Consider the following 25,336-nt stretch of genomic DNA (forward strand, 5'->3'; position numbering starts at 1 on the left):
GTGGGTCCAGCGGTGTTCATAGGGAGCCCTGTGGTGACTACAGTCGATAGATTGATCTGAGGGAACCCGCATGGCCATTGAACGGATTCCCTATCAAGCGTCCTTCCTATGGAATCAAAAAAATCTGCATGGCAGCAAGGGAGGCAAGGCCAAATACTCCAAGAATCCCAGAAACTGCTACTGTAAAGACATTAATAGGTATATGCAGTCCGATAGCCCCTCCGAACACATTAAAGAAAAAAAGAAATAAGATGCCGATTCCAAGCTTCACTGTAGCTTGTCCGATAAAACGCATAGGTTTTGCTGGTGCTCCTACTACCAAAAGCAGAACAATCAATCCAATCATTATCGTAATTACCATGGTAGAACTCATACTGATCAGTCCTTTCCTTCATCACCCTTTATATTACATATGAACGGCTGGGAAGAAAAAGAACCGGAATGAAGTCAAAAAGACAAGAGATCCTTAGGATTCCCTTGCCTTTCATATGCCTGCTCATTCAGCTTATCATAATTTCATCGCACTCATCTTACGGTGCCTGGCCTCGCGAAGCAAGAACATGTATCTTGCCCGTGCAAGAACAGCCAGCTGCTGACTGTTGCAGGAAGATTCCATACTTCTTTCTACCATGGACTCTATTTCTTTCCATTCCCTTTCCACAGCAAAAATGGCATCAAGCAGCTGCCCGTCCACATCCTTTTTCTTTACTTTCTTCCCCATACGCTTCACCCGGTTTCTATAAATCTCTTCTGCCTTCCAAGGCTTTGGACAGCGTCACTTCATCGGCATACTCCAGGTCTCCGCCTACAGGCAGGCCATGTGCAATTCTTGAGGTCTTAATTCCAGAAGGTTTCACCAGCCGGGAAATATACATGGCCGTCGCCTCTCCTTCGATATTAGGATTAGTAGCCAGAATGATTTCTTCTACTTCTTCCTCCTTCAGGCGATGGATCAAGTCAGGCACATTGATGTCCTCCGGCCCAATACCATCCATCGGTGAAATCGCACCATGAAGGACATGATATTTCCCATGATATTCCTTCATTTTTTCCATGGCGATGACATCTTTGGGATCTTGTACCACACAGATGATGGAACTATCCCTGGAAGTATCAGAACAGATAGAGCATGGGTCCTGATCGGTAATATGGCCGCAAATGGAACAGTGTGTCAGCTCACGCTTGGCGTTTACCAAAGCATTTGCAAAGTCCATCACTTCATCTTCCTTCATATTCAACACAAAAAAAGCCAGACGGACCGCGGTTTTCGGCCCTATCCCCGGCAATTTTGTAAAACTGTCAATCAGTTTAGATATCGGTTCTGGATAATACATATGCATGCCTCCCAGGTATTAGAACATTCCAGGCATGTTCATCCCTTTGGTGAATTCTCCCATTGTTTCGTTTGTTTTCTCATCGATTTGGCTGATTACATCATTGGTTGCAGCAAGGATAAGATCTTGCAGCATATCAATATCATCCGGGTCTACAACTTCCTCTTTGATTTGAACATCTGTTATTTCCTTTTTCCCATTGGCAGTCACGGTAACCATTCCACCGCCAGCACTTGCTTCAAAACTCATTTCATGCAACTCGTCCTGCGCTTTCATCATTTTCTTCTGCATCTTCTGCATTTGTTTCATCATGTTATTCATATTTCCCTTCATGGAAATACCTCCTTGGATATAATGGTATTGATGGTATATGAACCCCTCCGGCATTTACTACCGGGGAACTGTTCTTAGTCATGAACCTCCAGCAAATCATCACCGACCAGTTTCCTCGCTTCCTCCACAAAAGGATCAGGTTTATCTGCCTGGTCAGGCTCTGTTTTTTCCTGGTTGTTGATATATTCTGAGCGGACCTCTTTCCAATCATTTTCCGGGATCGGTATGATGGTGATCTCCTTGCTCATGACAGCAGCTAGCACAGACTCTATGGTTTCCCTGTTATCTAGGAACAGGGAACAGTGAATCTCATATTTGAATGCCACCACGACTGCTTTTTCAGACGCGGCAGCAGGTTTGCTGTCCTGTATGGTTGCGTGTGCCGGAGCATTGGTCGTCTTCAACCGATTCAGGAAATTCGCCCACTGGCTTTGTATGTTCTTCAATTCTTGCTTCTGCGCTTCCTTCAACACATCCCTGATTCTTTCATATGGAATCTTATAGGTGGTCTTCATCGACCTGGAAGGTTGCCTGCGCTGTTCTCTTTGGGGGGCTGGCTGTGTACTGACCACTGGGTTTTCTTTCAGCATATTTAATTCTTTTTCCAATTGTGCCATCTTATTCGTCAATCTGCTGACAGCCTCTGCGTCTTCCACTCCATCGGTTTGGCTTTTCTGATAGCGGTTGGTAATCGTCAGGATTGCAATTTCAATGAAGACTTTGGGGCTGTTGGTCCACTTTATTTCCTGCTGGCATTGATTCAGTTGCATGATTGCTTCCTGAACCCACTCGGCGGTGACTGCAGAGGAAAGGGATTGGAAACTTTCATCGACCCTGGCTCTTTCCAACAGACTTCCAAGTGATGGGGCACTTTTATATAGCAGTAAATCCCTCATGAAATATATCAGATCATATACAAACCTGGCGGGATCCTTCCCTCGCTGAATCAAATCATCCAGCAGTGTAAGGGCCTTCTGTACATCCTTTCCCTGCATTGCCTGTACAATATCAGTAAGGATTGCCTGGGATACTCCCCCGGTGACTGCCAAAACATCTTCCAACCCGACCGTATCTTCACTGTAGGATATAGCCTGGTCTAGTATGCTCAAAGCATCCCGCATTCCGCCTTCTGCTGCTAATGCCACAGTCTCCAAAGCTTCATCGGAAACAGTGATATCTTCAGCGGCAAGAATGGTTTTCATTCGTTCCACTATTGCCTGATTGGAAATCGGCTTGAAGTCAAAGCGCTGGCATCTGGAAAGGATTGTTAGCGGTATTTTATGCGGCTCTGTTGTAGCCAAGATGAACACGACATGTGCAGGTGGTTCCTCCAACGTCTTGAGTAGGGCATTGAAGGCATTCACAGAGATCATGTGCACTTCATCAATGATATAGACTTTGTAAGGCACAGAACTGGAGGCATACTTCACTTTATCTCGAATTTCCCGTATATCATCAACACTGGTGTTGGAAGCCGCGTCGATTTCAATAACATCAGATATTGAACCATCCTGGATTCCACGGCAGGCAGGACATTCATTACATGGTTCCTTCACAGGTCCTTGCTGACAGTTGATGGTTTTCGCAAAAATTTTCGCAGCACTGGTTTTCCCGGTTCCTCTCGGTCCGGAGAACAGATAGGCATGTGAAAACTTCTCCTGCACAATCGCATTCTGGAGCGTTCGCGTTATATGGGTTTGGCCGACAACGTCCTGGAAATTCCTGGGACGCCATACACGGTATAGTGCCTGATAGCTCATAGTCAAATATCCCCTCTATAATCTCCTTCTAATTATACCCGATTTACATGGTCGGTGTGAACCTTGGAGAGTGAAACATTGAGGAAAGTTCTCTAACGCGCAATCTGATTGACCGTCAAGACAAAAGAGTCATAGAACCTCTACCATCCCCCGCTTTTACACAAAAACCCCCTGCCAACTAACTTGGCAGGGGGTTCCTAATATGTATACCGTGCACCCATCTTTGATGCACCGGCCCTATGCGTTACTTAAGTTCATGGCTCAGCCCAGGCTTCCCCGCGGCACACGGGAATGACCACTTACTGCTGCTTCCTTCCGGACCTGACAGGATTCATGGGTTCCCATTGCGCAGGACCTGAACGTCAACACCACTCCCTTAAGGCAGGCCATAAAACCGGCGCACCTCGGATGGGAATTCGGCCTCGCTATAGCGGATTGCGAGTACAGGGCACCGCTACCTCCCCGCTTAGCACGGTATTACTCATTATACATAGTTATGTACCTGAATGCAACACTTCCCAATTGGTAAATTATGCAATCCATGCTTAAGAATCTTTCTTTCTCCTCCTTAAATTGCGAAAAAAGGTGCGCAGCAGGTCTCCGCAGGTTTCCTCCATGATCCCGCTTACCACTTCCACTTGGTGATTGAACCTCTCTTCCTGAAACAGGTCCATCAGAGTCCCGCCACATCCAGCTTTCGGATCAGGAGCTCCATACACTACCCGCTTCATTCTTGATTGGACAATGGCCCCCGCGCACATAGGACAGGGTTCCAGCGTCACATAGAGCGTGCAATCTTCCAGTCTCCAGCTGCCCAAACGCTCATTTGCCGCTTGGATAGCAATCAATTCAGCGTGGGACAAAGTCTGTTGGGATGTTTCGCGGATATTGTAGCCACTGCCAACCACTTCACCTTTGTGAATCACCACTGCACCGATAGGCACTTCCTCAATTGCTCCGGCTTTCTCTGCTTCTGCGAGAGCAAGTTTCATATATTTTTCATCACACATGCAAATCCCTACATTTCTAAAAGGTTTTAAATATCTTAAACAGGATATAATTCACTTATAAGCTACTATTATAAAGGAGCCGAAAAGATGGACCAATCCTTATCGAATACTGCCGTTTTATTTGTGGACGTCATCAACAATTTCGACTTTGATGGGGGAGAAGACTTGTTAGCCCATACCAATGAAATTCTGCCACATATGAAAAATTTGCGGGATTTCGCTAAGAAAGAGAAACTTCCTACCATCTATGTTAATGACCATTATGGCTTGTGGCAAGCTGATTTCAATAAAATCATTGATTTTTGCAAGCACCAGGGGAATAAGCATATTATTGACACGATGAAACCCGACCATAACGACTATTTTCTGATCAAGCCCCAGCATTCCGCCTTTTTCCAGACACCTTTGCAATCATTGTTGAGCGAGTTGGAATGCAATCGGCTTATCGTTTCGGGTATAGCCGGGGACATATGTATTCTGTTTACGGCAAAAGATGCATATATGTACGGGTTTGATATGCGCGTTCCAGAGAATTGTATGGCTTCAGAGAAAAAAGAAGGCAATGATTATGCGCTTTACCTCATGCGTACGGTTATGAAAACGGATATTACTCCCTTTAAGAAAGCATAACAGATGGACTCCCTTCATAACGTGTAAATAGTACATGTAAAGGAGGGAGATTCTATGCAGATCCACGTGGTACAGCCGGGGGATACGGTCTTTCAGATTGCCAATACATACAACACAGCCCCACAAAACCTCATTGATATCAATGAATTGGATGCACCCGACCAGCTGGTCGTCGGCCAGGCTCTCGTCGTTCCGATTATTGGCGGCTTTCATACGGTTCAGCCTGGAGAGAGTCTTTATTCTATTTCCCAACGATTTGGCATCTCCTATCAAGAATTAGCTCGCTATAATAATATCCAGCCCGAGAATGTACTTCCTGTAGGTCTTCGCTTGTATATTCCATCCCAACCGAAAAGAGAGGTTACCTCTAAAGCTTATATTGAACCAATGGGGGACGAGGTCTCCCAAACGCTGGAGAACGCAGCAAGGAAACACTCTCCATATCTGACGTACCTGGCTCATTTCAGTTTTAACGTGAATAGGGATGGAACACTCTCCGCACCTCCAGCAGGTAATATCCCACAAATAGCAGAGGAAAATGACACAGCCTTGACAATGGTCATCACTAATTTGGAGGAAGGGTCTTTCAGTCCAGAACTGGGCCACATCATCGTGACGGTCCAGGCTGTTCAAAATACTCTATTGGATGAGATCGTCAATACTGCAGTCTCCGGCGGATATACAGATGTCCATTTCGATTTGGAATTCCTGCCTCCCGAGGACAGGGAAGCATACAACAATTTTCTCCGGAATGCTAAACAGCGCTTATCTGATGCAGGCCTCCTGATGTCTACAGCCCTTGCACCGAAAATCAGTGCCGAACAAGAGGGGGCACCCTATGAAGCACATGATTATGCCGCTCATGGGGAAATCGCCGATTTTGTCGTACTGATGACGTATGAATGGGGGTACAGTTACGGACCGGCCATGGCGGTCTCTCCAATCAATGAAGTCCGGAGGGTAGTGGAATATGCTCTGACAGAAATGCCTGCAGAAAAAATTCTGCTCGGCCAGAATTTGTACGGCTATGATTGGACTCTTCCATTTGTAGAGGGGGGAGAGGCAGCAGAGGCATTAAGCCCTCAGCAGGCAGTTGCTTTGGCTAGAGAAAGGCAGGTTGCTATACAATATGACCAAACAGCGCAAGCCCCTTTCTTTTTCTACACAGATGACGAAGGGAACAGGCATGAGGTCTGGTTTGAAGATGCTAGGTCCATCCAGGCTAAGTTTGATTTGATTAAAGAGTTGAATTTATTGGGAATTGCTTATTGGAAATTGGGATTGGCCTTTCCACAGAACTGGGCACTTCTTGATGATAACTTCACCATCACGAAAGTATGATAAAAACTGTCTAAAATAAAAAGTCTGCCACCGATAGGACGTGGCAGACTTTTTTCTATTTACTTCAGTACATTCAATGATTCGCGATTGAATGCCGGAATGTCATCCGGCTGACGGCTGGTAACCAGCTGGTTCTGACAAACGGCTACCTCTTCATCGACCAGATTGGCTCCTGCATATTCCATGTCTACCTGGATGGATTTAAATCCTGTTGCCTTACGCCCTTCCAAGGCCTTGGCAGTGATGAGAAGCTGTGGACCATGGCAGATAGCCAACACCGGTTTCTTTTCATCCATGAAGTGCTTGGCAAACTTGACGAATCGTCCATCTGCACGTAATTGATCCGGAGAGAAACCTCCCGGGATGAATAACGCGTCAAAGTCGCTAGGATCAACGTCATCGATTCCTTGATCAATGGTTAACGTCTCTTCTTTATTTTTTCCGGTAACTTCCTTGCCTTTTTCCTTTTCAATGGTGATCACTTCATGGCCTGCTTCCTTGAATGCATTGGCCGGATCGGTGTATTCTACGTCTTCGAACATATCCGTAATTACCGTTGCTATCTTTTTACCCATGTTTCATCCGCTCCTTTCAAAAGTGTTACGTAAAATATTTTCCCAAAGAATACAGGTTCGAAACATAGCTATTTTTTATCCATAAGTTGGCGCAGTTCCGCTTCATTCTCAATCAAATCCTTCAACGTGTACTGCTCCAACACTTTAAAAAAGGCATGCAGTGCTTTGTTCACCGTATATTTCAATGTGCAGGCAGGGGAAATCACGCAATGATCTGTGCCACTTTCAAAACATTCGAGGAGGTGGAAGTCACCCTCCATCTGTCTGACTACCATCCCTACATTGATCTCTTCGGGGGGATGAGCCAGGCGGATCCCGCCATTTCTTCCTCTAACAGACTCCAGCAAGTCCAGCTTGGTCAGCTCATGGACAACTTTCCCCAAATGATGCGGAGAAATATCAAATACTGCCCCGATTTCCTTAATATTTGCAAGCTCGTGTTCTGATTTCAAGCCGGTAAAAATCAGAACACGAAGTGCATAATCTGTGTACTTTTTTAATTGCATTCTAATTCTCCTCATGGTTTCTTCAAAATATTGTAACATACTTATCCTAAATCCCCTTGAAAGGGATCTGTGAAAAGGGATACAATTAAACATGTATAGAAAATACATCTTTTAACATTTAAGGAGTGTTGCAAATTGGCAACAGAAACAAAGACAGGTCTTGACCAAGTAACAAAAGATATCATCAAGTCAACGGTCCCTGTGTTGAGGGAGCACGGAACAGACATAACCAAGCGGTTTTATGAAAGACTCTTTGAAACCCACCCGGAATTGAAAAATGTTTTTAACCAAACGAATCAAAGGAAAGGGGACCAGCCAAAAGCACTTGCAAACACTGTCTATGCAGCAGCACTGCATATTGATCAGCTGGAAGAAATTCTACCGGTCGTCAAACAAATAGCAGAGAAACACCGCAGCTTGAATATCAAGGCAGAACACTATCCCATTGTCGGAGAAAACCTCCTTCTGGCCATGAAAGAGGTTCTAGGAGATGCAGCAACCGATGAGATTCTCCAAGCCTGGGAACGGGCGTATGGAGTGATTGCCGATGTATTTATATCGGTCGAGAAGGAGATGTATGAAGAAGTCGAAAATAAGCCCGGAGGTTGGGTGGATTTCCGTGACTTTGAAGTGGTCAGGAAAGAAAAGGAAAGTGATGTGATCACTTCTTTCTACCTACGTCCTGCCGATGGGGGAGAAGTGGCATCCTATCAGCCTGGACAGTACATTACCGTTAAAGCTGAAATGGAAAACGAACCTTATAATCAATTGCGTCAATACAGTCTCTCCTGGGCACCTGGAAACGATATGTACCGGATCAGCGTAAAAAGGGAAGATCCAATGGGAGAATTCCCTGCCGGTAAAGTCTCCACTTACCTGCATGAAAAAGTGGAAGAAGGTAGTATTCTGCCCATTAGTGCTCCAGCAGGGGATTTTGTTTTGGATCAGCTGGACGAACGGCCACTTGTATTGATCAGTGGGGGAGTGGGACTGACTCCAATGATGAGCATGTTGGAAACGGTCATAGATAAGCAGCCGGAACGGGAAGTCATCTATATCCACGCTTCCCGTAATGAGCGTGTCCATGCAATGAAGGCAAGAGTACAAGAAATAACAGAAGAACATGCAAATGTCACCGCCTATACCGTGTATGATGAGCCAGCCGACCCAATAGCATGTGATAAGACCGGCCATCTGGATCGCGCTTGGCTGGAGGAAGTCCTCCCGACCAATCAGGCTGCTTTCTATTTCTGTGGTCCCAAAGGGTTTATGCGGGCCTGCTACCAGTATCTAAAACAATTGAATGTAGCCGATAATGATATCCACTATGAAGTATTTGGGCCATCTGAGGATATTACTGCATCCTAGTCAGGAAGGATTAGTCTTGTAAGGAAGCGAGAGAGTAACAGGAGAAATTAATGGTAAACAGCATACCAATCCTAGGAGGGTTGGTATGCCTGTTTTTTTGCAATGGAATGAGGGTCTAGGTCGATTCAGTCATTGAAGAAGTGGCCAATTATCTCTAAAGACCGATAAATGCGTGCAGGGGTTAGGAAGGTCTTTCTTCGCCAGCTTAATCCGCTTCTAGTAAGGTCGACGCTTTCTTCCGTCCCATAATAGAAAGACTGCCAAATAAACTTCGAACAGTAGTTTTTTGTTATATCTTTTAAAGAAAGGGTGTACCGGTAGCGCTTTACCCTTCCAATATTGCCTGCCGCCCAACTGGCTGCATGCAGAGCTGACTCTTTATTCTCAAACCTTAGTATAGTCAGCCTCTCTCCACGTCGATGCCTGCTCAAGTAAGCAGGAAGAGAATCTGCATGGCCGTAGTCCCCCCTTGTATTAACATGGTAGATTCGGTAATCTTGCCCGACAATCCCTTCATGCCCGACGAGAAAGGATGAACGTGCTATTTTATGGGAATAGAGAATATCCCCTGGAAGGACTTCATAGGAGGTGCCTGGGTAGACCCTCTTGCTTGATTTTTTTACGGAAGGGAGAGAATGGTCTTTCATTCGTTTGATTCCTTTCTGCCTCATATTCTTTTTCCAGCATAGTAAAAAGCTCCGGCGATTGCCAACAGCAGGCATGCCGGAGCTTTTCCTTACTCCTCTAATGTTGAGGTGTCTCCCGTAGGAAGGCCAAGCTCCCAGGACTTGAGAAGCCTTCTCATGATCTTGCCGCTTCTCGTTTTAGGAATGGAGTCTTTTACCTCCAATTCCCTTGGAGCAGCATGGGCGCTCAACCCTGTCTTGACAAACTTGCGTATATCTTCACGCAGTTCATCAGAGTCTTCATAGCCATCGTTCAAGGTAATGAAAGCTTTGATAATTTCTCCTCGTTCAGGGTCGGGTTTCCCGATGACACCTGCTTCCGATACAGCTGGATGTTCAATCAGTTTACTTTCCACTTCAAATGGTCCGACCCTTTCCCCGGAAGTGTTGATGACATCATCCAGGCGTCCTTGGAACCAGAAATAACCATCTTCATCCTTATAGGCACTGTCCCCGGATACATACCAACCATTGATAAAATAGCTCTCATACTTTTCCGGCCTATTCCATATCGTACGCATCATAGAAGGCCAACCTTCTTTGATTGCCAGGTTTCCCATCTGGTTTGGCGGCAATTCATTCCCCTCATTATCGACAATCGACGCTTCCACTCCTGGAATCGGTTTACCCATCGAACCTGGACGAATTTCCATCGAAGGGAAGTTGACGATAAGTTGTGCTCCCGTTTCCGTCATCCACCAGGTATCATGGATACGGAGATCAAATGCATCGAGACCCCAAGATATCACTTCTGGATTCAATGGTTCTCCTACGCTTAAGATGTGACGCAATGGAGAGAGCGCATGTTTCTTCACAGCCTCTTCCCCCGCACTCATCAATTTTCTCAATGCGGTTGGTGCCGTATACCAGACGGTCACTTCGTATTTTTCCAATGTCCCATACCAGTCTTCCGGGGTAAAACGACCACCTCGGACTACATTTGTGACACCATGCAGCCATGGAGCAAAAATCCCATAGCTCGTTCCAGTCACCCAACCCGGGTCCGCTGTACACCAGTAGACATCGTCTTCTTTCAAGTCAAGTACCCACTCTGCTGTAGCATAGTGCTGAATCATGGCATTATGGACATGATAAACACCTTTTGGCTTCCCGGTAGAGCCCGATGTATAGTGGAGGAGCATTCCATCTTCCAAATCCACCCATTCCAGGTCAAAATCCTCTGAAGCTGTTTCCATCTCTTGTTTGTAGTCGATGTATTGTTCTCCCTTCTTCTCATGATCTCCTACAAGAACAATTTTCTCCAGATGGGGGAGATCTTGCTGAGGTACCCGCTCTAAAAGTTCTGGTGTTGTAATCAGGATTTTAGCTTCACTATCCTGCAGCCGGTCACGGACAGCCTGCTCCATAAATGCTTCAAACAGTGGCCCTGCTATGGCACCTATTTTTAAAATTCCGAAGAAGGATGTGTAGAATTCAGGACTTCTCGGCATGAATAGGAATACCCGGTCCCCTTTATTGACATTATAGTTCTTCAACACATTTGCAAATTGGTTGCTCGACCGGCTTAAATCATGGAAAGTCACTTTCTCCTCACGGCCAGGGGAAGAATAGAGCAATGCTGTTTTGTTTTTCTTCTTAGGATCTTCGGCATGGCGGTCGATGGCCTCATATGCCATGTTTACTTTGCCTGTTTTATGCCAGCTGAAATGCTGCTTCATCTCTTCCCAGGAAAAGTTTTCCCTAGCCTTTTCATAATCCTTCAGATTTGGTTGACCTTCCCGTACAGGGATATTCTTTACTGCCATTTCATCACCTCATTTTAAATTTTTTGCAACCGATTACAATTTTAATTACATAAAATTGTTCAAAGATTTTGCTAACTACTTCTATATTAGAACATTTTGTGAACTTTTTAAAGCATTTCGATAAAACTTCGATAAAACCTATTATTTTTTCTTTCAAAAAAGCCGCTCCTAGGAGCGACTTTTCACATTGACTACTGAACGTTCATTTCTTTTCTCTTTTCATTTTCTGAAATAATATAAGCACATGTTGCGTCACCTGTAATATTCAGGGAAGTACGAAGCATATCAAGCAATCGGTCTACACCCACAATCAATGCGATTCCTTCTACAGGGAGGCCAATTTGGTTCAATACCATTGCAAGCATGATTAAACCTACACTAGGCACCCCTGCAGTACCGATACTGGCCAGTGTAGCTGTCAATACAACCATCAAAAGATCGGTGAAATCAAGTGGTATAGCATATACCTGGGCAATAAAGACAGTCGCAACAGCTTGCATGATGCCGGTGCCATCCATATTAATGGTGGCTCCCAAGGGCTGGACAAAGCTGCTGATCGACTTTCGCACTCCTAGGTTTTCCTGGGCTGTTTTCATTGAGACCGGAAGGGTTGCACTCGAACTGGATGTACTGAAGGCGACTGACATGGCAGGCAGAAATCCCTTGTAGAAGGTAAGTGGGTTGCCCCTGCCGACGATCGAAATAGCCAAACTATAAGTGATAGCAGCATGGAGCACCAATGCAAGTATAACAGCTACCATATACATAGCCATCGATCCGACCGCATCCAATCCTGCTCCGCCAATAGCCGAAGCAATCAACGCAAATGCTCCATAAGGTGCTGTCTTCATGACCACATTGACGATCCAAATCAAAATATCATTAGCCTGCTCGAACAGATGGAATACACCCGCCGTTTTTTCTCCCAAATTGGCCAGAGCTATGCCAATAAAAATAGCAAACGCAATAATTTGCAGCATTTCTCCAGAAGCAAGGGCCTCGATCGGGTTTCCAGGAATAATATTGATAAGTGTGTCCATGATTGGTGGTGCAGTTTCTGCTTCATAATCAGCCGTTTCCACATTGAAAGTACCTTCTGCGCCTGGCTGCAGAAGGTAGGCTACTCCCATACCAATACTTAAAGCTACTGCTGTGGTGATCAGATAAAAAGCAATGGTCTGCACACCAATTTTTCCGAGCTTTGAAGGGTCGCCCAGACCGGCAGTACCAAGGACGATGGAAACGAATACAATCGGGATGACCACCATCATGATCAGGTTGAGGAATATTTGCCCAATCGGTGAAAGTATATATGTGTCAACCGGCGAAAATACATCTGTGGGTGCAAAGGTTAGTGCAATACCTGTAATAACCCCGAGGATAAGCGCAATAATAATCTTCTTTGTAAGACTCATTGCCAATAGCCTCCTTTCTTTCCCATAAAGATTACTTGCATTATATTCTGTTCATAAAGGGTAAAATACTGAAATTTCGTTCGATGAAGAGGGAATTCAAGGATAGTGGAATAGAGAGGAACCAACAAAGCAGAGTTTATCATAATTTAGACTTGAGTGGAATATCTACAGCCATTTGCCCAAAAATCTAAACAATCAGCGCACGCACAAAAAAGAGGAGGGAAATGGCTATCACTTGATGTGATCCTCCTTTTCCTCCCTCCTTATTTTTCCAAGCTCAAATAACCCAACCGATGCCAAACCGGATATCCCGCCGGCCCATAGCCTTTCACCCAAGCTGGCCTCGATAAAAAAGGCGGCAGCACCGATGGCTGTTCCTACAATAACAGCCATTAAAGGAATGTAGCGTTTGTTAAGCTTCACTGCTCCTTTCAACGCCTGTACCAAGCCACTTGTCACCGGAGCTATTATGGTGGCGATAGCCAATATCTCTACCATTCAACCACCCCCTTCATTCAATATATGAATGAACGATGGAGACGGTAAGGGATACTCTCCCATAAAAAGGCAAAAAAAGCTGCCTACCAATAGTAAGCAGCTTATCCTCGAATAAATACGGCCCCGGCAGGATTCGAACCTGCGGCACATGGTTTAGGAAACCAATGCTCTATCCCCTGAGCTACGGGGCCATTTGTAAGTCACAACTATTATTATACAAAAAAAAACCCTTCTTGCAAAGTGATAATTTTCGACATAGAATCGGTTTCTGTTCTGTGATAAAATGAAATACATCTGTCTTTGAGATTGGAGGAGGAATTATGACAGACGCCCCATTCGTTGCGATAGAGGGGCCGATCGGCATTGGAAAGACATCCTTGGCGAAAAAACTGGCGTCACATTTCGACTTTCACCTATTAAAGGAGATTGTCGAAGAAAATCCATTTCTCGGCAAATTCTATGATGATATCGAAGAGTGGAGTTTTCAAACGGAAATGTTTTTTCTTTGCAATCGGTTCAAGCAATTAGAGGATATTGAAAAAAAATACCTGAACCAACAAAAACCAGTCATAGCTGATTACCATATATCCAAGAATATGATATTTGCAAGACGTACACTGCCGGAAGAAAAACTCGGAAAGTATCAACAAATTTATCATATACTCACAAAAGATATGCCTGTACCGAATATGATGATCTATTTGTATGGAGGGCTCGATACCATCCTTGAGCGGATCAGAAAACGGGGGAGAGACATCGAGCAAAATATCCAACCAGGTTATCTGGCTCAGCTTGCAGAGGATTATGAGCAGTATATGGATCAATTTGAATCCCTGCATCCGGATATACCTGTCATCCGGATTAATGGGGATGAGTGTAATTTCGTGCAGCATCAGAATGATCTTGAATGGATTCTAGCAGAAGTGGAACAACAGTTGAGAAAAACAGCAGCATTATAATAAAGGAGAACAAAACATGAACGCACGAAATAAATATAATATTCCACATGACAGTGTGATTACGGTTGCTGGAACTGTCGGTGTGGGAAAATCAACCATGACCAAGGCATTGGCCGATGCCCTCCAATTTAAAACTTCACTTGAGAAGGTGGATGCCAACCCATATTTGGAAAACTTTTATGCGGATTTTGAGCGCTGGAGTTTCCATCTGCAGGTTTACTTTCTCGCCGAACGTTTCAAAGAGCAGAAGAAAATCTTCGAATATGGCGGGGGTTTTGTCCAAGACCGTTCTATTTATGAAGATACTGGAATTTTTGCCAAGATGCATTATGACAATGGAACCATGTCCAAAACAGACTATGAAACCTATTCCAATCTATTTGATGCAATGGTGATGACTCCTTATTTCCCACATCCTGACCTGCTTATTTATCTGGAAGGGTCATTTGATGAAGTAGTTGAGCGAATACAACATCGCGGAAGGGAAATGGAGAAAAGCACACCTGTCTCTTATTGGGAGGAAATGTATCAGCGGTATGAGGATTGGATCAATAACTTCAATGCATGCCCAATTTTACGGATCAATATTGCCGATTATGATTTAATGAATGAAGATGCTTCGATCGAACCTATTCTGGAGAAGGTCGGCCAGTTCATCCAGCATGCACGAAAGAGGAAAACAGGCCAATTACTGAAATAAGATAGAGGGTGTTCCTAATAAGGGAGCACCCTTTTTTGCTGGAGAATTTCTGATTGGTTCACCAGATATGCCCCTGCTTTTTAGTCAGTTCCACAGTGAAGGGGAGCAGAAAAAAAGCAGCCGCTCCGATTCCAGCTGTTCCAGCCATCATTCTTGGAAGAGAAGTGTCTGGACTCATATAGATCAAATAATTGTACAGGATCATGGATAGCGGAAAAATTGCTGCCTTGCCGCATCCGCTCAAGGTATGGTAATTATCTGCATAACACGAGGGACAGATCATCTTTGTACGAAAAGCATGCTTAACAGCTTCCTTATACTTCCATACCGAACCGCAATGCGCGCACACCGGCATTCCTATTCACCTCATTTTCCGTCGCCAAGTTCCCTGGATCTTTGACTGGCGGTTTTCACACATTCTATGATGAGGTCTTCAAAATTATGATGTTGCAACGCTTCAATACCAGCTTGCGTGGTGCCATTTGGACTCATAATTTTTTTTCTCAGCTCACTTGCAGGTTCCTCTGAATATTGGAGCATCGCACCGACTCCAACAACTGTTTGGGTAATCAACTCTCTTGCTGTTTCTTCTGCTAGGCCGCTTTCGACAGCTGCCTTCTCCATTGCTTCAACCATATAGTAGAAGTATGCAGGACCACTCCCAGATACCCCCGTCACCGTATGCATGTCTTCCTCTTTGACGATGGTTGTGGATCCTATCGTATTGAATAGATTCTCGGTTTCTTTCACATGAGCTTCATCTGCATACTTTCCTGCAGCAATGGCTGTGGCGGATTGCCTGACAGCAGCAGAAGTATTTGGCATCGCACGGATGATAGGAATGTCCTGGTTGCCGATTAATGAAGAAATATAATCCGTGGGGATTCCTGCACTGACGGAGATCAGCATATGCCCGTCTTTGATAACTTCTTTTATGGAATCGATGGTTGCTTCTACGTCATGAGGTTTGGTTGCGAGGATGATAATATCACTCTCAGCGACCATTTGTTTTGTATCGTTAACCGTGCGGATCCGATAATCACTTTCTAATTTATCCAGCCTCTCTTGATTGCTTTTATTTGTCGCCATGATATGCTCCGACGGCAGTATTTCTGCGTTTACAATCCCACTTATTACTGATTCCGCCATGGAACCCGCTCCGATGAATCCGATTTTTTTATCCATGTACTGTCCTCCTTTTTCAATGAAAAAGCCCATTTCGTCCTGGGAAAGGACGGAATGGGCTTCCGCGGTACCACCTTTATTGGCACCCTGCAGTCGTAATAGGTGCCCAACTTTATTGATAACACAGTTGCCTGCGGTCAGTCTTCACTAACGACTCCCAGGCAGGTTCATCCACTCCTGTCCGTTGGAATCTTACAGCCGAAGGATTCCAATCTCTTTCGGAAGGTTTTATGGACTAGTGACCTGGTCATTGTCTGTCATTTATCTACGTTTATGTTGTACTATATGTAGTTTATTATCCAATGTCAATTGTACCATAAATCACAAAAACCATGCGGTCATTAAAAAACCGTTGCATTCTTCGCAACGGTTTCAATATCTCCAATTTTTATGCGCTGTTTTAATAATGGAGGAGGTAGAGGGATTCGAACCCCCGCGCGGTTTGACCCGCCTGTCGGTTTTCAAGACCGATCCCTTCAGCCAGACTTGGGTATACCTCCGTAATAAGACAAGAACTACTATACCATGCAGAAAATAACCTGTCAATCCTTAATAATATTTTTTTTAAGAAAAGAGAGAGGACATCCCTCTCTCCTATTTCTCCAGCTTTTCTTTTCCGCCCATATACGGACGAAGGATTTCCGGGATGATCACGGAACTATCCTCTTGCTGGTAATTTTCCAAGATAGCTGCAACTGTCCTTCCAATGGCGAGCCCTGAGCCATTCAGCGTATGGACGAACTCCGGTTTCCCGTTTGCTTCCTTCCGGTAACGGATCCCTGCACGTCTGGCCTGGAAATCCTCAAAGTTGGAACAAGAGGAGATTTCCCGATACGTATCCTGACTAGGAATCCATACCTCAATATCATATTTCTTGGCGGCAGTAAAGCCTAGGTCACCTGTACACATGCTCATTACCCGATACGGCAACTTAAGCAGTTGCAGGACTCTTTCTGCATTGCCGGTCAGCGTTTCCAATGTTTCATACGATTCTTCCGGCTTCGCCAAATGAACCAGCTCTACTTTGTTAAATTGATGCTGACGGATCAGCCCCCTGGTATCACGTCCTGCAGAACCCGCTTCTGAACGGAAGTTGGCACTGTATGCGACATATTTTTTCGGCAGTTCTTCAGCTGACAAGATTTCATCGCGATGATAATTGGTTACCGGTACCTCGGCGGTCGGGATCATGAAGTAGTCCCAATCCTCCACTTTGAATGCATCTTCTTCAAACTTTGGAAGCTGCCCGGTGCCAGTCATACTCGTCCGGTTCACCATCTGAGGAGGCAGCATTTCCTGATAACCATGTTCATCCGCATGTAGATCCATCATGAAATTCAGAAGAGCACGTTCCAGCCTAGCCCCCATTCCTTTGTAGAAAACAAATCGACTACCCGTCACTTTTGCCGCCCTTTCAAAGTCCAGGATATCCAGATTGGTTGCAATATCCCAATGTGCTTGGGCTTCATATTCAAATTCAGGAAGTTTCCCCCATTTTCTTGCCTCTAAATTATCCTCTTCATCTTCTCCGACAGGGACGCTCTCATGAGGGATATTCGGAATAGAGAGCATAATACGGTCGAGCTGCTCCTCCGTTTCTTTCAACTCTTTATCCAATGCCGAGATCCGTTGGCCTACTTCTCGCATCTCTTTAATTGCCGGCTCTGCATCCTTCTTCTCTTTCTTCAGTACGGAAATCTGCTTGGAAGCTTCGTTTCTTTCCGCTTTCAACTTCTCACTGTCACTAATCAAATTCCTTCGCTTTTCATCCAGCTCTTCAAATTTATCAAGTTCGGATAAATCCTCCCCGCGATGAGATAATTTCTCTTTCACCTCTGCAAAGTTATTTCGAAGATACTTCATATCCAGCATAATTATTCCTCCTTAAAATATACTCATAGTGTCCATTCACATGAAAAAAACCCCTGTCCCTAAATGTAGGGACGAGAGGTTGATTCCCGCGTTGCCACCCTTGTTGAAGAGTTGGTACTCTTCCGGCTCTACGCTGTTAACGGTGCATAACCGGGTCTACTTCCTGCACAAAGCCTTCCGTAAACCAGTTCAAGGATGGATTCACAGCATTTCACCATCGATTTTCACCAACCATCGACTCTCTTCGGGATGAATATACTGCTACTGCTTCCTGTCATTACTGTTTCGATTTATTATTCTATATCATAGCTGAATTTTTTTCAGGATGCAACTGTCTGCAAAGTCCCTTCGACCATGGAGACGAAATAGGCGATAATTCTATTATCATCGGTCAGTTCCGGATGAAAAGCTGTACATAGATATTGCCCCTGTCTTGCAGCTACAATCCGTTCTTCATAAGTTGCCAGGACTTCCACTTCAACCCCGGTTTCCGTAATATAAGGGGCACGGATGAACACAGCATTAAACGGTTCCCCTATACGCCCGATATCCAATTCCGCTTCAAAACTTGCAACCTGACGGCCGAATGCATTTCTAGCAACTTTCATGTCCATCAGACCCAGATGTGCATCCTTTTGTCCTTCAATGGATGAGGCCATCAAAATAAGACCGGCACAGGTTCCGAAAACAGGCTTTCCCTGTTCTCCGAATTTCTGGATGGCTTCAAAAAAACCATAACTGTCGATCAAGCGGCGCATGGTGGTGCTTTCTCCACCTGGGAGAATCAAGCCATCAATCTCATCCAATTGTTCTTTTCTCTTTACCTCAATGGCATATGCTCCTGATTCCTTCACAGATCGTATATGTTCCCTCACAGCCCCTTGCAGGGCCAGCACACCAATTGTAGCAGTCATCTGAACACCTTCTTTCTATTCGCTGCGGTCTTGCATGCGTTCATCGGCTGAAATTGTACTCATCTCCAGACCTTTCATCGCTGTACCAAGATCCTTGGAGAGCTCGGCGATTAATGAATAGTCTTGGTAATGGGTGGTTGCTTCCACAATAGCCTTGGCAAATTTCGCAGGATTGGCGGATTTGAAGATTCCTGATCCGACAAATACACCGTCTGCTCCCAGTTCCATCATTAGAGCTGCGTCTGCAGGGGTAGCAATTCCTCCAGCTGCAAAGTTAACGACCGGAAGACGTCCTTCTTCACGGATTTGCAGCAGTAGTTCGAACGGTGCACCAATTTCTTTGGCATAGGTCATCACTTCGTCCTTGGACATGGAGGACACTTTGCGGATTTCCGACTGAACCTGGCGCATATGACGGACAGCTTCCACAATGTTCCCTGTTCCTGGTTCTCCTTTAGTCCTCAGCATGGAAGCACCTTCACCAATACGGCGGGCAGCCTCTCCCAAATTACGGCAGCCACAGACGAAGGGAACGGTGTAATCCGACTTGCTCAAGTGGAATACTTCGTCGGCAGGTGTCAATACTTCACTCTCATCAATATAGTCTACACCCATTGCTTCCAGTACTCTCGCTTCTACAATATGGCCGATTCGGGCCTTGGCCATGACCGGAATGGAAACGGCATTCAAGACTTCTTCTGTGACTGTCGGGTCTGCCATTCTGGCAACACCGCCGGCAGCACGGATATCAGAAGGAACTCTTTCCAACGCCATTACGGCTACTGCTCCAGCCTCCTCGGCAATTTTAGCCTGCTCGGCATTGACGACATCCATGATGACGCCGCCTTTCTGCATTTCAGCCATTCCGCGCTTCACTCGTTCTGTACCTGTATTCGTCATGCTTTTTCCCCCTGTATGTTTTTAATATATAAGACTTTCATTATATCTATGAATCCTGCTAGAACAGCCCCTTGATCCAATCAACTGCTGAACCGAATAGGCTGCTGAAGAAGTCGCCGACAGCTCCCAGTGTCAGCATGAACCAGTTATCCTTTTCGACTGCTGATTCAGTTACTAAATCCACAGATCCAGTACCATCCGAAAAAATATATCCATAATCATTTTCTCCTTGGTAGACTACTTCTGCCTTCCCAATGACTTCTCCCTCTCCAATCGGAGCAGTCAATTCACCATCTTCATTCAGTTTTTTTTCGTCCAACTGATACGTGATCTGATAAAGGTCTTCTTCCCCCTCTTTAATAGGGAGGTTGATCGCTTCGGCGGTAGAGATATTTACTTCATTCTCTTTCCCTTTATCAACTGGTAGGGTTGGTTGGTCTTCCTTCTGATAGCCTGCAGGAGCCAACTCATGGTGCTGGAAATTTTCAAAACCGTAGTCAAGCAGTACCTCTGTTTCTTCAAATCTCTCTTCTCTGCTGTCCGTCTTCATAACAACGGATATAAGACGTCTGCCGTTTCTTTCAGCTGTACCTGTAAACGTGTAGCCGGCAAGCTCTGTATTTCCCGTTTTAAGCCCGTCGACACCTTCATAATAGAATTGCTGAAGAGAAATGCCCTCATGTTCAAGCATCCAATTCCAATTATCGATCGTATAACCTTCAAACTCTATCTGTGGCATGCTGGAAAATTCCAACGCCTGTGGGTAATCATTGATCAGGTGATATGCCAAATAGGCTGAAGAGCGTGCGGAAAGGAGGTTTGTCGCATTTGGTTCGGTCCCCTCTGGACGGTTTTCACCTAGCGATTCATTATCCAAACCGGTAGAGTTGACGAACTTATATTCCGATAGTCCCATCTCTTCTGCTTTGGCATTCATCATTTCAACAAATTCCGTTTCAGAACCGGCAATAAGCTCGGCCAGTGCAATGGTTGTGGCATTATCCGAATTAACAGCCATTGCTTCATACAACTTTCGAACCGTGTAGTCTTTTCCTTGAGTAAGTCCGACACCGGAAAATAAGGTGTTTGCAGAAATACTGTAAGGGTAATCACTTATTTGTGTCGTAGTATCCCAACTGATATGCCCCTCATCAATCGCTTCCAACACCAAATATTCTGTCATCATTTTGGTCATGCTGGCAGGCGGGAGGGCCTGATCAGGCGATTTAGCATATAATATTTTTCCTGTTTCAGCATCTACCAGTATTGCCGATTCCGCATCAAGATCAAGCTCAACCTGTGCATGAGCTGTGAGCGGCTGACCAACAGCTGTAAAAACCATAACTATAATGGCCAGTAAAAACGTAAGACTTTTTATACTTTTATACCTCAACTTCTGTACCTCCACTGTAGTTTAAAGCATCTCTATGCCTTTCCTTATTCTATCATAGAAAAAAAGATTAGGAAATGTGGTTGACAGCAGAATGACGGGGATTGATAGAAAGGGGGAGCTGGCAGTACCGCCCCCCTATTACAGATGATACTAGTTCAAAGAATAATTGGGTGCTTCTTTGGTTATCTGTACATCATGCGGGTGGCTCTCCCTCAGACCGGCATTAGTGATGCGGATGAATCTCGCATCCCTTCGCAAGTCAGTGATTGTCGATGTCCCGCAATATCCCATGCCAGAACGCAAGCCTCCAATAAGTTGATGCACCGTATCAGCAAGAGGGCCTTTATAAGCTACTCTACCTTCAATGCCCTCAGGCACTAGTTTCTTATTATCGGATTCCTCTTGGAAATAACGGTCTTTAGACCCCGATTTCATTGCTCCTACAGATCCCATGCCTCGATAGACTTTAAACTGGCGCCCTTGATAGATTTCTGTTTCACCAGGACTTTCAGCTACCCCAGCAAACATGCTCCCGAGCATCACAGCATGTGCACCGGCTGCCAATGCTTTGACAATATCTCCGGAATATTTGATGCCGCCATCAGCTATCACAGGGACATCGAATTTAGATGCCTCTGAAGCACAATCATAAACTGCCGTAATTTGTGGAACGCCCACACCGGCTACTACGCGAGTGGTACAAATCGATCCAGGTCCAATACCGACTTTGACAATGGATGCTCCTGCTTCAATCAATGCCCTAGTTCCTTCTGCCGTAGCCACGTTACCCGCAATGATGTCCAAGTCGGGATATGCTTCTCGCACGTTCCTTACTTGTTCAATGACGCCCTTTGAATGCCCATGTGCTGTATCAATGACAACGACATCCACACCGGCTTCCACCAACTTATCAATTCTCTTCATTGCGTCACCTGTCACTCCTACAGCTGCGCCGGCTACCAATCTTCCTTTGGAATCCTTTGCTGCATTTGGAAACTCAATGACCTTTTCAATGTCCTTAATGGTAATCAATCCCTTAAGAATACCACTTTCATCTGTCAACGGAAGCTTTTCAATCTTATGTTGATGCAACAGTTTCTCCGCTTCTTCCAGTGTAGTCCCTACCGGAGCGGTGACGAGGTTTGTACTTGTCATTACCTCAGAGATTCGGATAGAATAATCCTGGATAAAACGAAGGTCGCGGTTGGTCAAAATACCAACAAGCTGCTGTTCCTCAATGGAGTTGACAATTGGGACACCGGAAATACGAAATTTCCCCATGAGATGTTCAGCATCGTATACTTGATGTTCCGGTGTGAGGAAAAATGGATCCGTAATGACCCCACTCTCTGAGCGTTTCACCTTGTCTACCTGATCCGCTTGCTCTTCGATGGACATGTTCTTATGGATGATCCCTAAACCGCCTTGGCGTGCCATAGCTATTGCAAGCTCTGCCTCTGTGACCGTGTCCATCCCTGCACTGATGAATGGAGCCTTAAGCTTCAAATTCTCCGACAAGTCTGTACCTAACTGTACATCTTTCGGCAGTATCTCCGACTCTGCCGGCATTAGTAATACATCGTCGAATGTCAATCCTTCTTTTGCAAATTTATCCTCCCGCATGTTCATCCTCCTTATTATGTATGGTTTTCATCCACAATGGAAATGCTACGTGAATACTACTTATTTTTATATACTTTACGTTATCGACTTTTCATTTTCAACCACATGGCAAAAATAAATAGATTCAAAATTTTACAACGTCTCAGCGGGGGGACCTTCATGGACAACGGATACATAGAAACCTATTTAACCCACCTGAAAAACCTCCAGACAAGCCAAGTGTATTTAAGGGATTGCTATAGCAAGATGCCGGATGTTAAGGGGGAGGGGAAGAGTTTCGAGAACAGCGCGGGATTTTTGTATTATCTTGATCAAGGCCAGCTTTTTCTGGAGGAATCGAAGAGGGTGGATGCCCGGCTTAAGCCGCTACTGTGTTTCTATGGACTGACACATCTTTTAAAAGCCTGCCTTCTGACCATTCGTCCCGAATATCCTGAATCAACATCTATTCTTGCACATGGAGTTACTTCCAGAAAGAGGAAGAAGAAACAGTATACCTTTTATGAAGATGAAGTGAAGATACAGCAGAATGGCCTATTTCGATATGCGCTTGAACATTTATTCCCTTTACAGAGACAGCCTTTAGACAGGATAAAGATGAAAACCCTGTTTGGACTCGTGCCGGAGATGAATGATTTTCTGCAGTGGAACTCTGCTGATAAATGTATTGAGGTTGCAGATCTTCATTCAACATCCTTGCAGTTCCCTCATGAATTGCTCGATAGCTATCATTTGACGGAGAAATCCTTTCTCCATCGACTGAAAACGAACGGATTGCCTATCCGTACGACCGGGAAGACAAAGAAACACATGGTAATAAAATTGGAAGAGCCCATACGGCACTCCGTCGGACCCTTTTATTTCCACTTGGGACATGAAAAAATATACTTTCCATGTAACAGAGAGGATTATATTCCATTGCCGGAAATACTCATCCACTACTTGCTATTGTATAACCTCAGTATGATCAGCCGGTATGAAACAGAATATTGGGGAGAACTGTTTTCCACGAAATATGGCGAGGACTACTCCATCATCAGGCATTATCTGTCCTTTGCTTCAGAAAAAGTACTGTACCTTTGTGGCACTTATTTGATGCTTAAGCCTGAACAGTAAAAAGCTGCATCCCTGTGCAAGGAATGCAGCTTTTTGATCACCACTTATTATTCTTGTATTTCCGGTAATAATTTACCTGCCGAATCAATAAATACAGTTTTCGCTTAAAGTTCTTATCTTTCTTATAAAACAGGGGGTTCACCCATTTTCCTTGCTTCAACAGGCGTTTGATATCTTTCTTGACCTCCTGATTGGCAACAAACTTCCTCAATACCGCTCTGGGCACGACTGTAAACAGTACTTCTTTATTCAGGAAAGTCAGTGGCTTAGCCTTATCATGGATGACATCATCGGCAATATACTCCGCCATATTATGGCCAAGAGCATTCACATAATAACTAGACCTTCCTTGGCGGATGTTCACTTCAAACACCTTGAATTTTCCGTCCCGTTCGTCATATTTCATATCAAAGTTTGCAAACCCTACGTATCCGACCTCTTCCAGGAAAGTGCGCAATTTTTCCATCATATCCTTGTTATAGCGGGAAATGACAGCAGTATAATTCCCGATCGCTGTAGGAGTGTGTTCTTGTAGGACTACCTGACCGAAGGAAACCAATTGCGTTTCTCCCCTGGAATTCAAATATACCACGGAATCCCACATGAATGTATCATCCCCAGGTATATAATCCTGTATAATCAATTCCTCCCGGTAGCCACTTCTCTTGATTTTATCGATAACCTGCTGGACTTCTTCCCGGCTGTCTACCCGGTATACTTTCTTTTGCCCTTCAAAACTGTGATTGTAGTATTCAATTCCATTACTAGGTTTGATAATGACCGGGTACATCATCTCTTTATCGAACTGCCCATCTGCAGCACAGTCGTAGAAATGGGTGGTAGGTGTATCAATTCCATGCTGATCGCACAGTTTATAGAAATTTGATTTGTTCTGCAGCTGGTCCAACAACTGTTCAGATATGTAGCTGAATTCGTAGTTGCCCTCTAGTTCTTGCCTGTTTTCGATGATCAGACGGACATAGACATCATTGGTGCCAACCAACAAGAGCCTTTGCCCTTCTTTTTTCAATTTACTTGCCAGCTTATTAAGGATATCAGCGAATCTTCCCTCCTGGGCCAAATCAGGATGGATTTCAATTCTGTCCATAATGGAACTGAGATTGGTGAAAGCCATTTGCTGTCTGCCCACAAGAATCGGTTTAATGCCGTATTTCTCATGGAAAGAAACAGCCATATTATATGCATTTATATCTGTTCCTACAATTACTGGTACAAAGGGTGAATTCTTCATCTGGTCCTCCTGTAATGCTTGTAAAAATGAGTATACTATACTTACTATATCATTTATGGGGTTGTAACCGGAAGCAGGAAGTGAATGGAGCATTAGGAGTAAACGGACACTGTCTCAACACCTGCTTCAAAATAGGGACCATTCATGTTTGCCTATTCCTATTTCATCGAGGAAGGGCTAATTGTCCTTCCTACTCTCTT

Annotated in this window: 26 protein-coding genes, 2 tRNA genes, 1 other RNA gene and 1 other annotated feature; of the genes, 6 read left to right on the forward strand and 23 right to left on the reverse strand. The window is 44.8% G+C overall.

Translation table 11 applies throughout. The features are described from left to right. Positions 1 to 106 precede the first annotated feature (106 nt). The 7 genes from ACFOGI_RS12210 to tadA form a co-directional block, all read right to left on the reverse strand. Positions 107 to 373 carry a pro-sigmaK processing inhibitor BofA family protein gene (locus ACFOGI_RS12210; protein WP_390272894.1) on the reverse strand — a complete coding sequence of 89 codons (267 nt, stop codon included), beginning with the start codon at positions 371 to 373 and terminating at the stop codon, positions 107 to 109. A gap of 135 nt (positions 374 to 508) precedes the next feature. Further along, a complete protein-coding gene (locus ACFOGI_RS12215; protein ID WP_390272896.1) occupies positions 509 to 721 on the reverse strand; it encodes a DUF2508 family protein in 213 nt (70 codons plus the stop codon). Between the two features lie 16 nt (positions 722 to 737). Next, positions 738 to 1,334 (reverse strand): recombination mediator RecR, encoded by a 597-nt coding sequence (gene recR, locus ACFOGI_RS12220; protein ID WP_390272898.1) that lies wholly within the window; start codon positions 1,332 to 1,334, stop codon positions 738 to 740. Between the two features lie 18 nt (positions 1,335 to 1,352). Then, positions 1,353 to 1,667, reverse strand: a complete 315-nt coding sequence (locus ACFOGI_RS12225) for a YbaB/EbfC family nucleoid-associated protein (protein ID WP_390272901.1) — start codon at positions 1,665 to 1,667, stop codon at positions 1,353 to 1,355. 74 nt (positions 1,668 to 1,741) lie between these two features. Then, positions 1,742 to 3,427 carry a DNA polymerase III subunit gamma/tau gene (dnaX, locus tag ACFOGI_RS12230; protein WP_390272904.1) on the reverse strand — a complete coding sequence of 562 codons (1,686 nt, stop codon included), beginning with the start codon at positions 3,425 to 3,427 and terminating at the stop codon, positions 1,742 to 1,744. 209 nt (positions 3,428 to 3,636) lie between these two features. Further along, an RNA gene (gene ffs, locus ACFOGI_RS12235) (signal recognition particle sRNA large type) lies at positions 3,637 to 3,902 on the reverse strand. 70 nt (positions 3,903 to 3,972) lie between these two features. Further along, on the reverse strand, positions 3,973 to 4,437 hold the full coding sequence (gene tadA, locus ACFOGI_RS12240) for a tRNA adenosine(34) deaminase TadA (protein ID WP_390272906.1): 465 nt from the start codon (positions 4,435 to 4,437) through the stop codon (positions 3,973 to 3,975). A gap of 87 nt (positions 4,438 to 4,524) precedes the next feature. Between tadA and ACFOGI_RS12245 the strand changes: the two genes are divergently transcribed. Both ACFOGI_RS12245 and ACFOGI_RS12250 read left to right on the forward strand, forming a co-directional pair. Then, positions 4,525 to 5,067 (forward strand): isochorismatase family cysteine hydrolase, encoded by a 543-nt coding sequence (locus tag ACFOGI_RS12245; RefSeq protein ID WP_390272909.1) that lies wholly within the window; start codon positions 4,525 to 4,527, stop codon positions 5,065 to 5,067. 54 nt (positions 5,068 to 5,121) lie between these two features. After that, positions 5,122 to 6,408, forward strand: a complete 1,287-nt coding sequence (locus ACFOGI_RS12250) for a LysM peptidoglycan-binding domain-containing protein (protein WP_390272911.1) — start codon at positions 5,122 to 5,124, stop codon at positions 6,406 to 6,408. A 59-nt stretch (positions 6,409 to 6,467) separates the two neighbouring features. Here ACFOGI_RS12250 and ACFOGI_RS12255 read toward each other — a convergent pair whose 3' ends face one another. Both ACFOGI_RS12255 and ACFOGI_RS12260 read right to left on the reverse strand, forming a co-directional pair. Beyond that, positions 6,468 to 6,983 (reverse strand): type 1 glutamine amidotransferase domain-containing protein, encoded by a 516-nt coding sequence (locus ACFOGI_RS12255; protein WP_390272914.1) that lies wholly within the window; start codon positions 6,981 to 6,983, stop codon positions 6,468 to 6,470. 68 nt (positions 6,984 to 7,051) lie between these two features. Then, positions 7,052 to 7,489 (reverse strand): RrF2 family transcriptional regulator, encoded by a 438-nt coding sequence (locus ACFOGI_RS12260; protein ID WP_390272916.1) that lies wholly within the window; start codon positions 7,487 to 7,489, stop codon positions 7,052 to 7,054. 135 nt (positions 7,490 to 7,624) lie between these two features. On the opposite strand from ACFOGI_RS12260, the gene hmpA reads away from it, so the two are divergent. After that, the gene (gene hmpA, locus ACFOGI_RS12265) at positions 7,625 to 8,857 is read left to right on the forward strand and encodes an NO-inducible flavohemoprotein (RefSeq protein WP_390272918.1); all 1,233 of its coding nucleotides are present in this window, start codon (positions 7,625 to 7,627) and stop codon (positions 8,855 to 8,857) included. A 125-nt stretch (positions 8,858 to 8,982) separates the two neighbouring features. On the opposite strand, the gene ACFOGI_RS12270 is transcribed toward hmpA, so the two are convergent. The 5 genes from ACFOGI_RS12270 to ACFOGI_RS12290 form a co-directional block, all read right to left on the reverse strand. Continuing rightward, complete coding sequence (locus ACFOGI_RS12270; protein ID WP_390272921.1) at positions 8,983 to 9,504, reverse strand: hypothetical protein; 522 nt, start codon at positions 9,502 to 9,504, stop codon at positions 8,983 to 8,985. Positions 9,505 to 9,593: 89 nt separating this feature from the next. Continuing rightward, complete coding sequence (acsA, locus tag ACFOGI_RS12275) at positions 9,594 to 11,309, reverse strand: acetate--CoA ligase (protein WP_390272923.1); 1,716 nt, start codon at positions 11,307 to 11,309, stop codon at positions 9,594 to 9,596. A gap of 191 nt (positions 11,310 to 11,500) precedes the next feature. Then, positions 11,501 to 12,724, reverse strand: coding sequence for a dicarboxylate/amino acid:cation symporter (locus tag ACFOGI_RS12280; protein ID WP_390272926.1), 1,224 nt, complete (start codon positions 12,722 to 12,724; stop codon positions 11,501 to 11,503). A gap of 231 nt (positions 12,725 to 12,955) precedes the next feature. After that, a complete protein-coding gene (locus ACFOGI_RS12285) occupies positions 12,956 to 13,222 on the reverse strand; it encodes a holin (protein ID WP_390272928.1) in 267 nt (88 codons plus the stop codon). Between the two features lie 118 nt (positions 13,223 to 13,340). Next, positions 13,341 to 13,413 (reverse strand) — tRNA-Arg (locus ACFOGI_RS12290). 129 nt (positions 13,414 to 13,542) lie between these two features. Here ACFOGI_RS12290 and ACFOGI_RS12295 point away from each other — a divergent pair. Beyond that, entirely contained in the window at positions 13,543 to 14,181 is a 639-nt protein-coding gene (locus ACFOGI_RS12295; protein WP_390272930.1) for a deoxynucleoside kinase, read from the forward strand. Positions 14,182 to 14,197: 16 nt separating this feature from the next. After that, complete coding sequence (locus ACFOGI_RS12300; protein WP_390272933.1) at positions 14,198 to 14,881, forward strand: deoxynucleoside kinase; 684 nt, start codon at positions 14,198 to 14,200, stop codon at positions 14,879 to 14,881. Between the two features lie 58 nt (positions 14,882 to 14,939). On the opposite strand, the gene ACFOGI_RS12305 is transcribed toward ACFOGI_RS12300, so the two are convergent. From ACFOGI_RS12305 to guaB, 8 genes are all read right to left on the reverse strand, one after another. Next, positions 14,940 to 15,236, reverse strand: a complete 297-nt coding sequence (locus ACFOGI_RS12305; RefSeq protein WP_390272935.1) for a TIGR04104 family putative zinc finger protein — start codon at positions 15,234 to 15,236, stop codon at positions 14,940 to 14,942. An 11-nt stretch (positions 15,237 to 15,247) separates the two neighbouring features. Then, complete coding sequence (gene proC, locus ACFOGI_RS12310; RefSeq protein WP_390272939.1) at positions 15,248 to 16,066, reverse strand: pyrroline-5-carboxylate reductase; 819 nt, start codon at positions 16,064 to 16,066, stop codon at positions 15,248 to 15,250. A gap of 407 nt (positions 16,067 to 16,473) precedes the next feature. Beyond that, positions 16,474 to 16,566: transfer RNA gene (locus tag ACFOGI_RS12315), tRNA-Ser, on the reverse strand. A gap of 94 nt (positions 16,567 to 16,660) precedes the next feature. Further along, positions 16,661 to 17,938, reverse strand: a complete 1,278-nt coding sequence (serS, locus tag ACFOGI_RS12320) for a serine--tRNA ligase (RefSeq protein ID WP_390272942.1) — start codon at positions 17,936 to 17,938, stop codon at positions 16,661 to 16,663. Between the two features lie 64 nt (positions 17,939 to 18,002). Further along, positions 18,003 to 18,225: a binding site (T-box leader), on the reverse strand. Between the two features lie 33 nt (positions 18,226 to 18,258). Next, entirely contained in the window at positions 18,259 to 18,852 is a 594-nt protein-coding gene (gene pdxT / locus ACFOGI_RS12325) for a pyridoxal 5'-phosphate synthase glutaminase subunit PdxT (protein ID WP_390272945.1), read from the reverse strand. A gap of 15 nt (positions 18,853 to 18,867) precedes the next feature. After that, the gene (pdxS, locus tag ACFOGI_RS12330; RefSeq protein WP_390272948.1) at positions 18,868 to 19,752 is read right to left on the reverse strand and encodes a pyridoxal 5'-phosphate synthase lyase subunit PdxS; all 885 of its coding nucleotides are present in this window, start codon (positions 19,750 to 19,752) and stop codon (positions 18,868 to 18,870) included. Positions 19,753 to 19,810: 58 nt separating this feature from the next. Continuing rightward, positions 19,811 to 21,094 (reverse strand): serine hydrolase, encoded by a 1,284-nt coding sequence (locus tag ACFOGI_RS12335; RefSeq protein ID WP_390273486.1) that lies wholly within the window; start codon positions 21,092 to 21,094, stop codon positions 19,811 to 19,813. Positions 21,095 to 21,295: 201 nt separating this feature from the next. Continuing rightward, positions 21,296 to 22,768 (reverse strand): IMP dehydrogenase, encoded by a 1,473-nt coding sequence (gene guaB, locus ACFOGI_RS12340; RefSeq protein WP_390272951.1) that lies wholly within the window; start codon positions 22,766 to 22,768, stop codon positions 21,296 to 21,298. Between the two features lie 159 nt (positions 22,769 to 22,927). On the opposite strand from guaB, the gene ACFOGI_RS12345 reads away from it, so the two are divergent. Then, a complete protein-coding gene (locus ACFOGI_RS12345) occupies positions 22,928 to 23,884 on the forward strand; it encodes a YaaC family protein (protein ID WP_390272954.1) in 957 nt (318 codons plus the stop codon). A 37-nt stretch (positions 23,885 to 23,921) separates the two neighbouring features. Here ACFOGI_RS12345 and ACFOGI_RS12350 read toward each other — a convergent pair whose 3' ends face one another. Further along, a complete protein-coding gene (locus ACFOGI_RS12350; RefSeq protein WP_390272957.1) occupies positions 23,922 to 25,136 on the reverse strand; it encodes a carboxylate--amine ligase in 1,215 nt (404 codons plus the stop codon). Between the last annotated feature and the right edge of the window lie 200 nt (positions 25,137 to 25,336).

Source organism: Virgibacillus xinjiangensis (genome assembly GCF_042643145.1).
GTDB lineage: Bacteria > Bacillota > Bacilli > Bacillales > Amphibacillaceae > Virgibacillus_O > Virgibacillus_O xinjiangensis.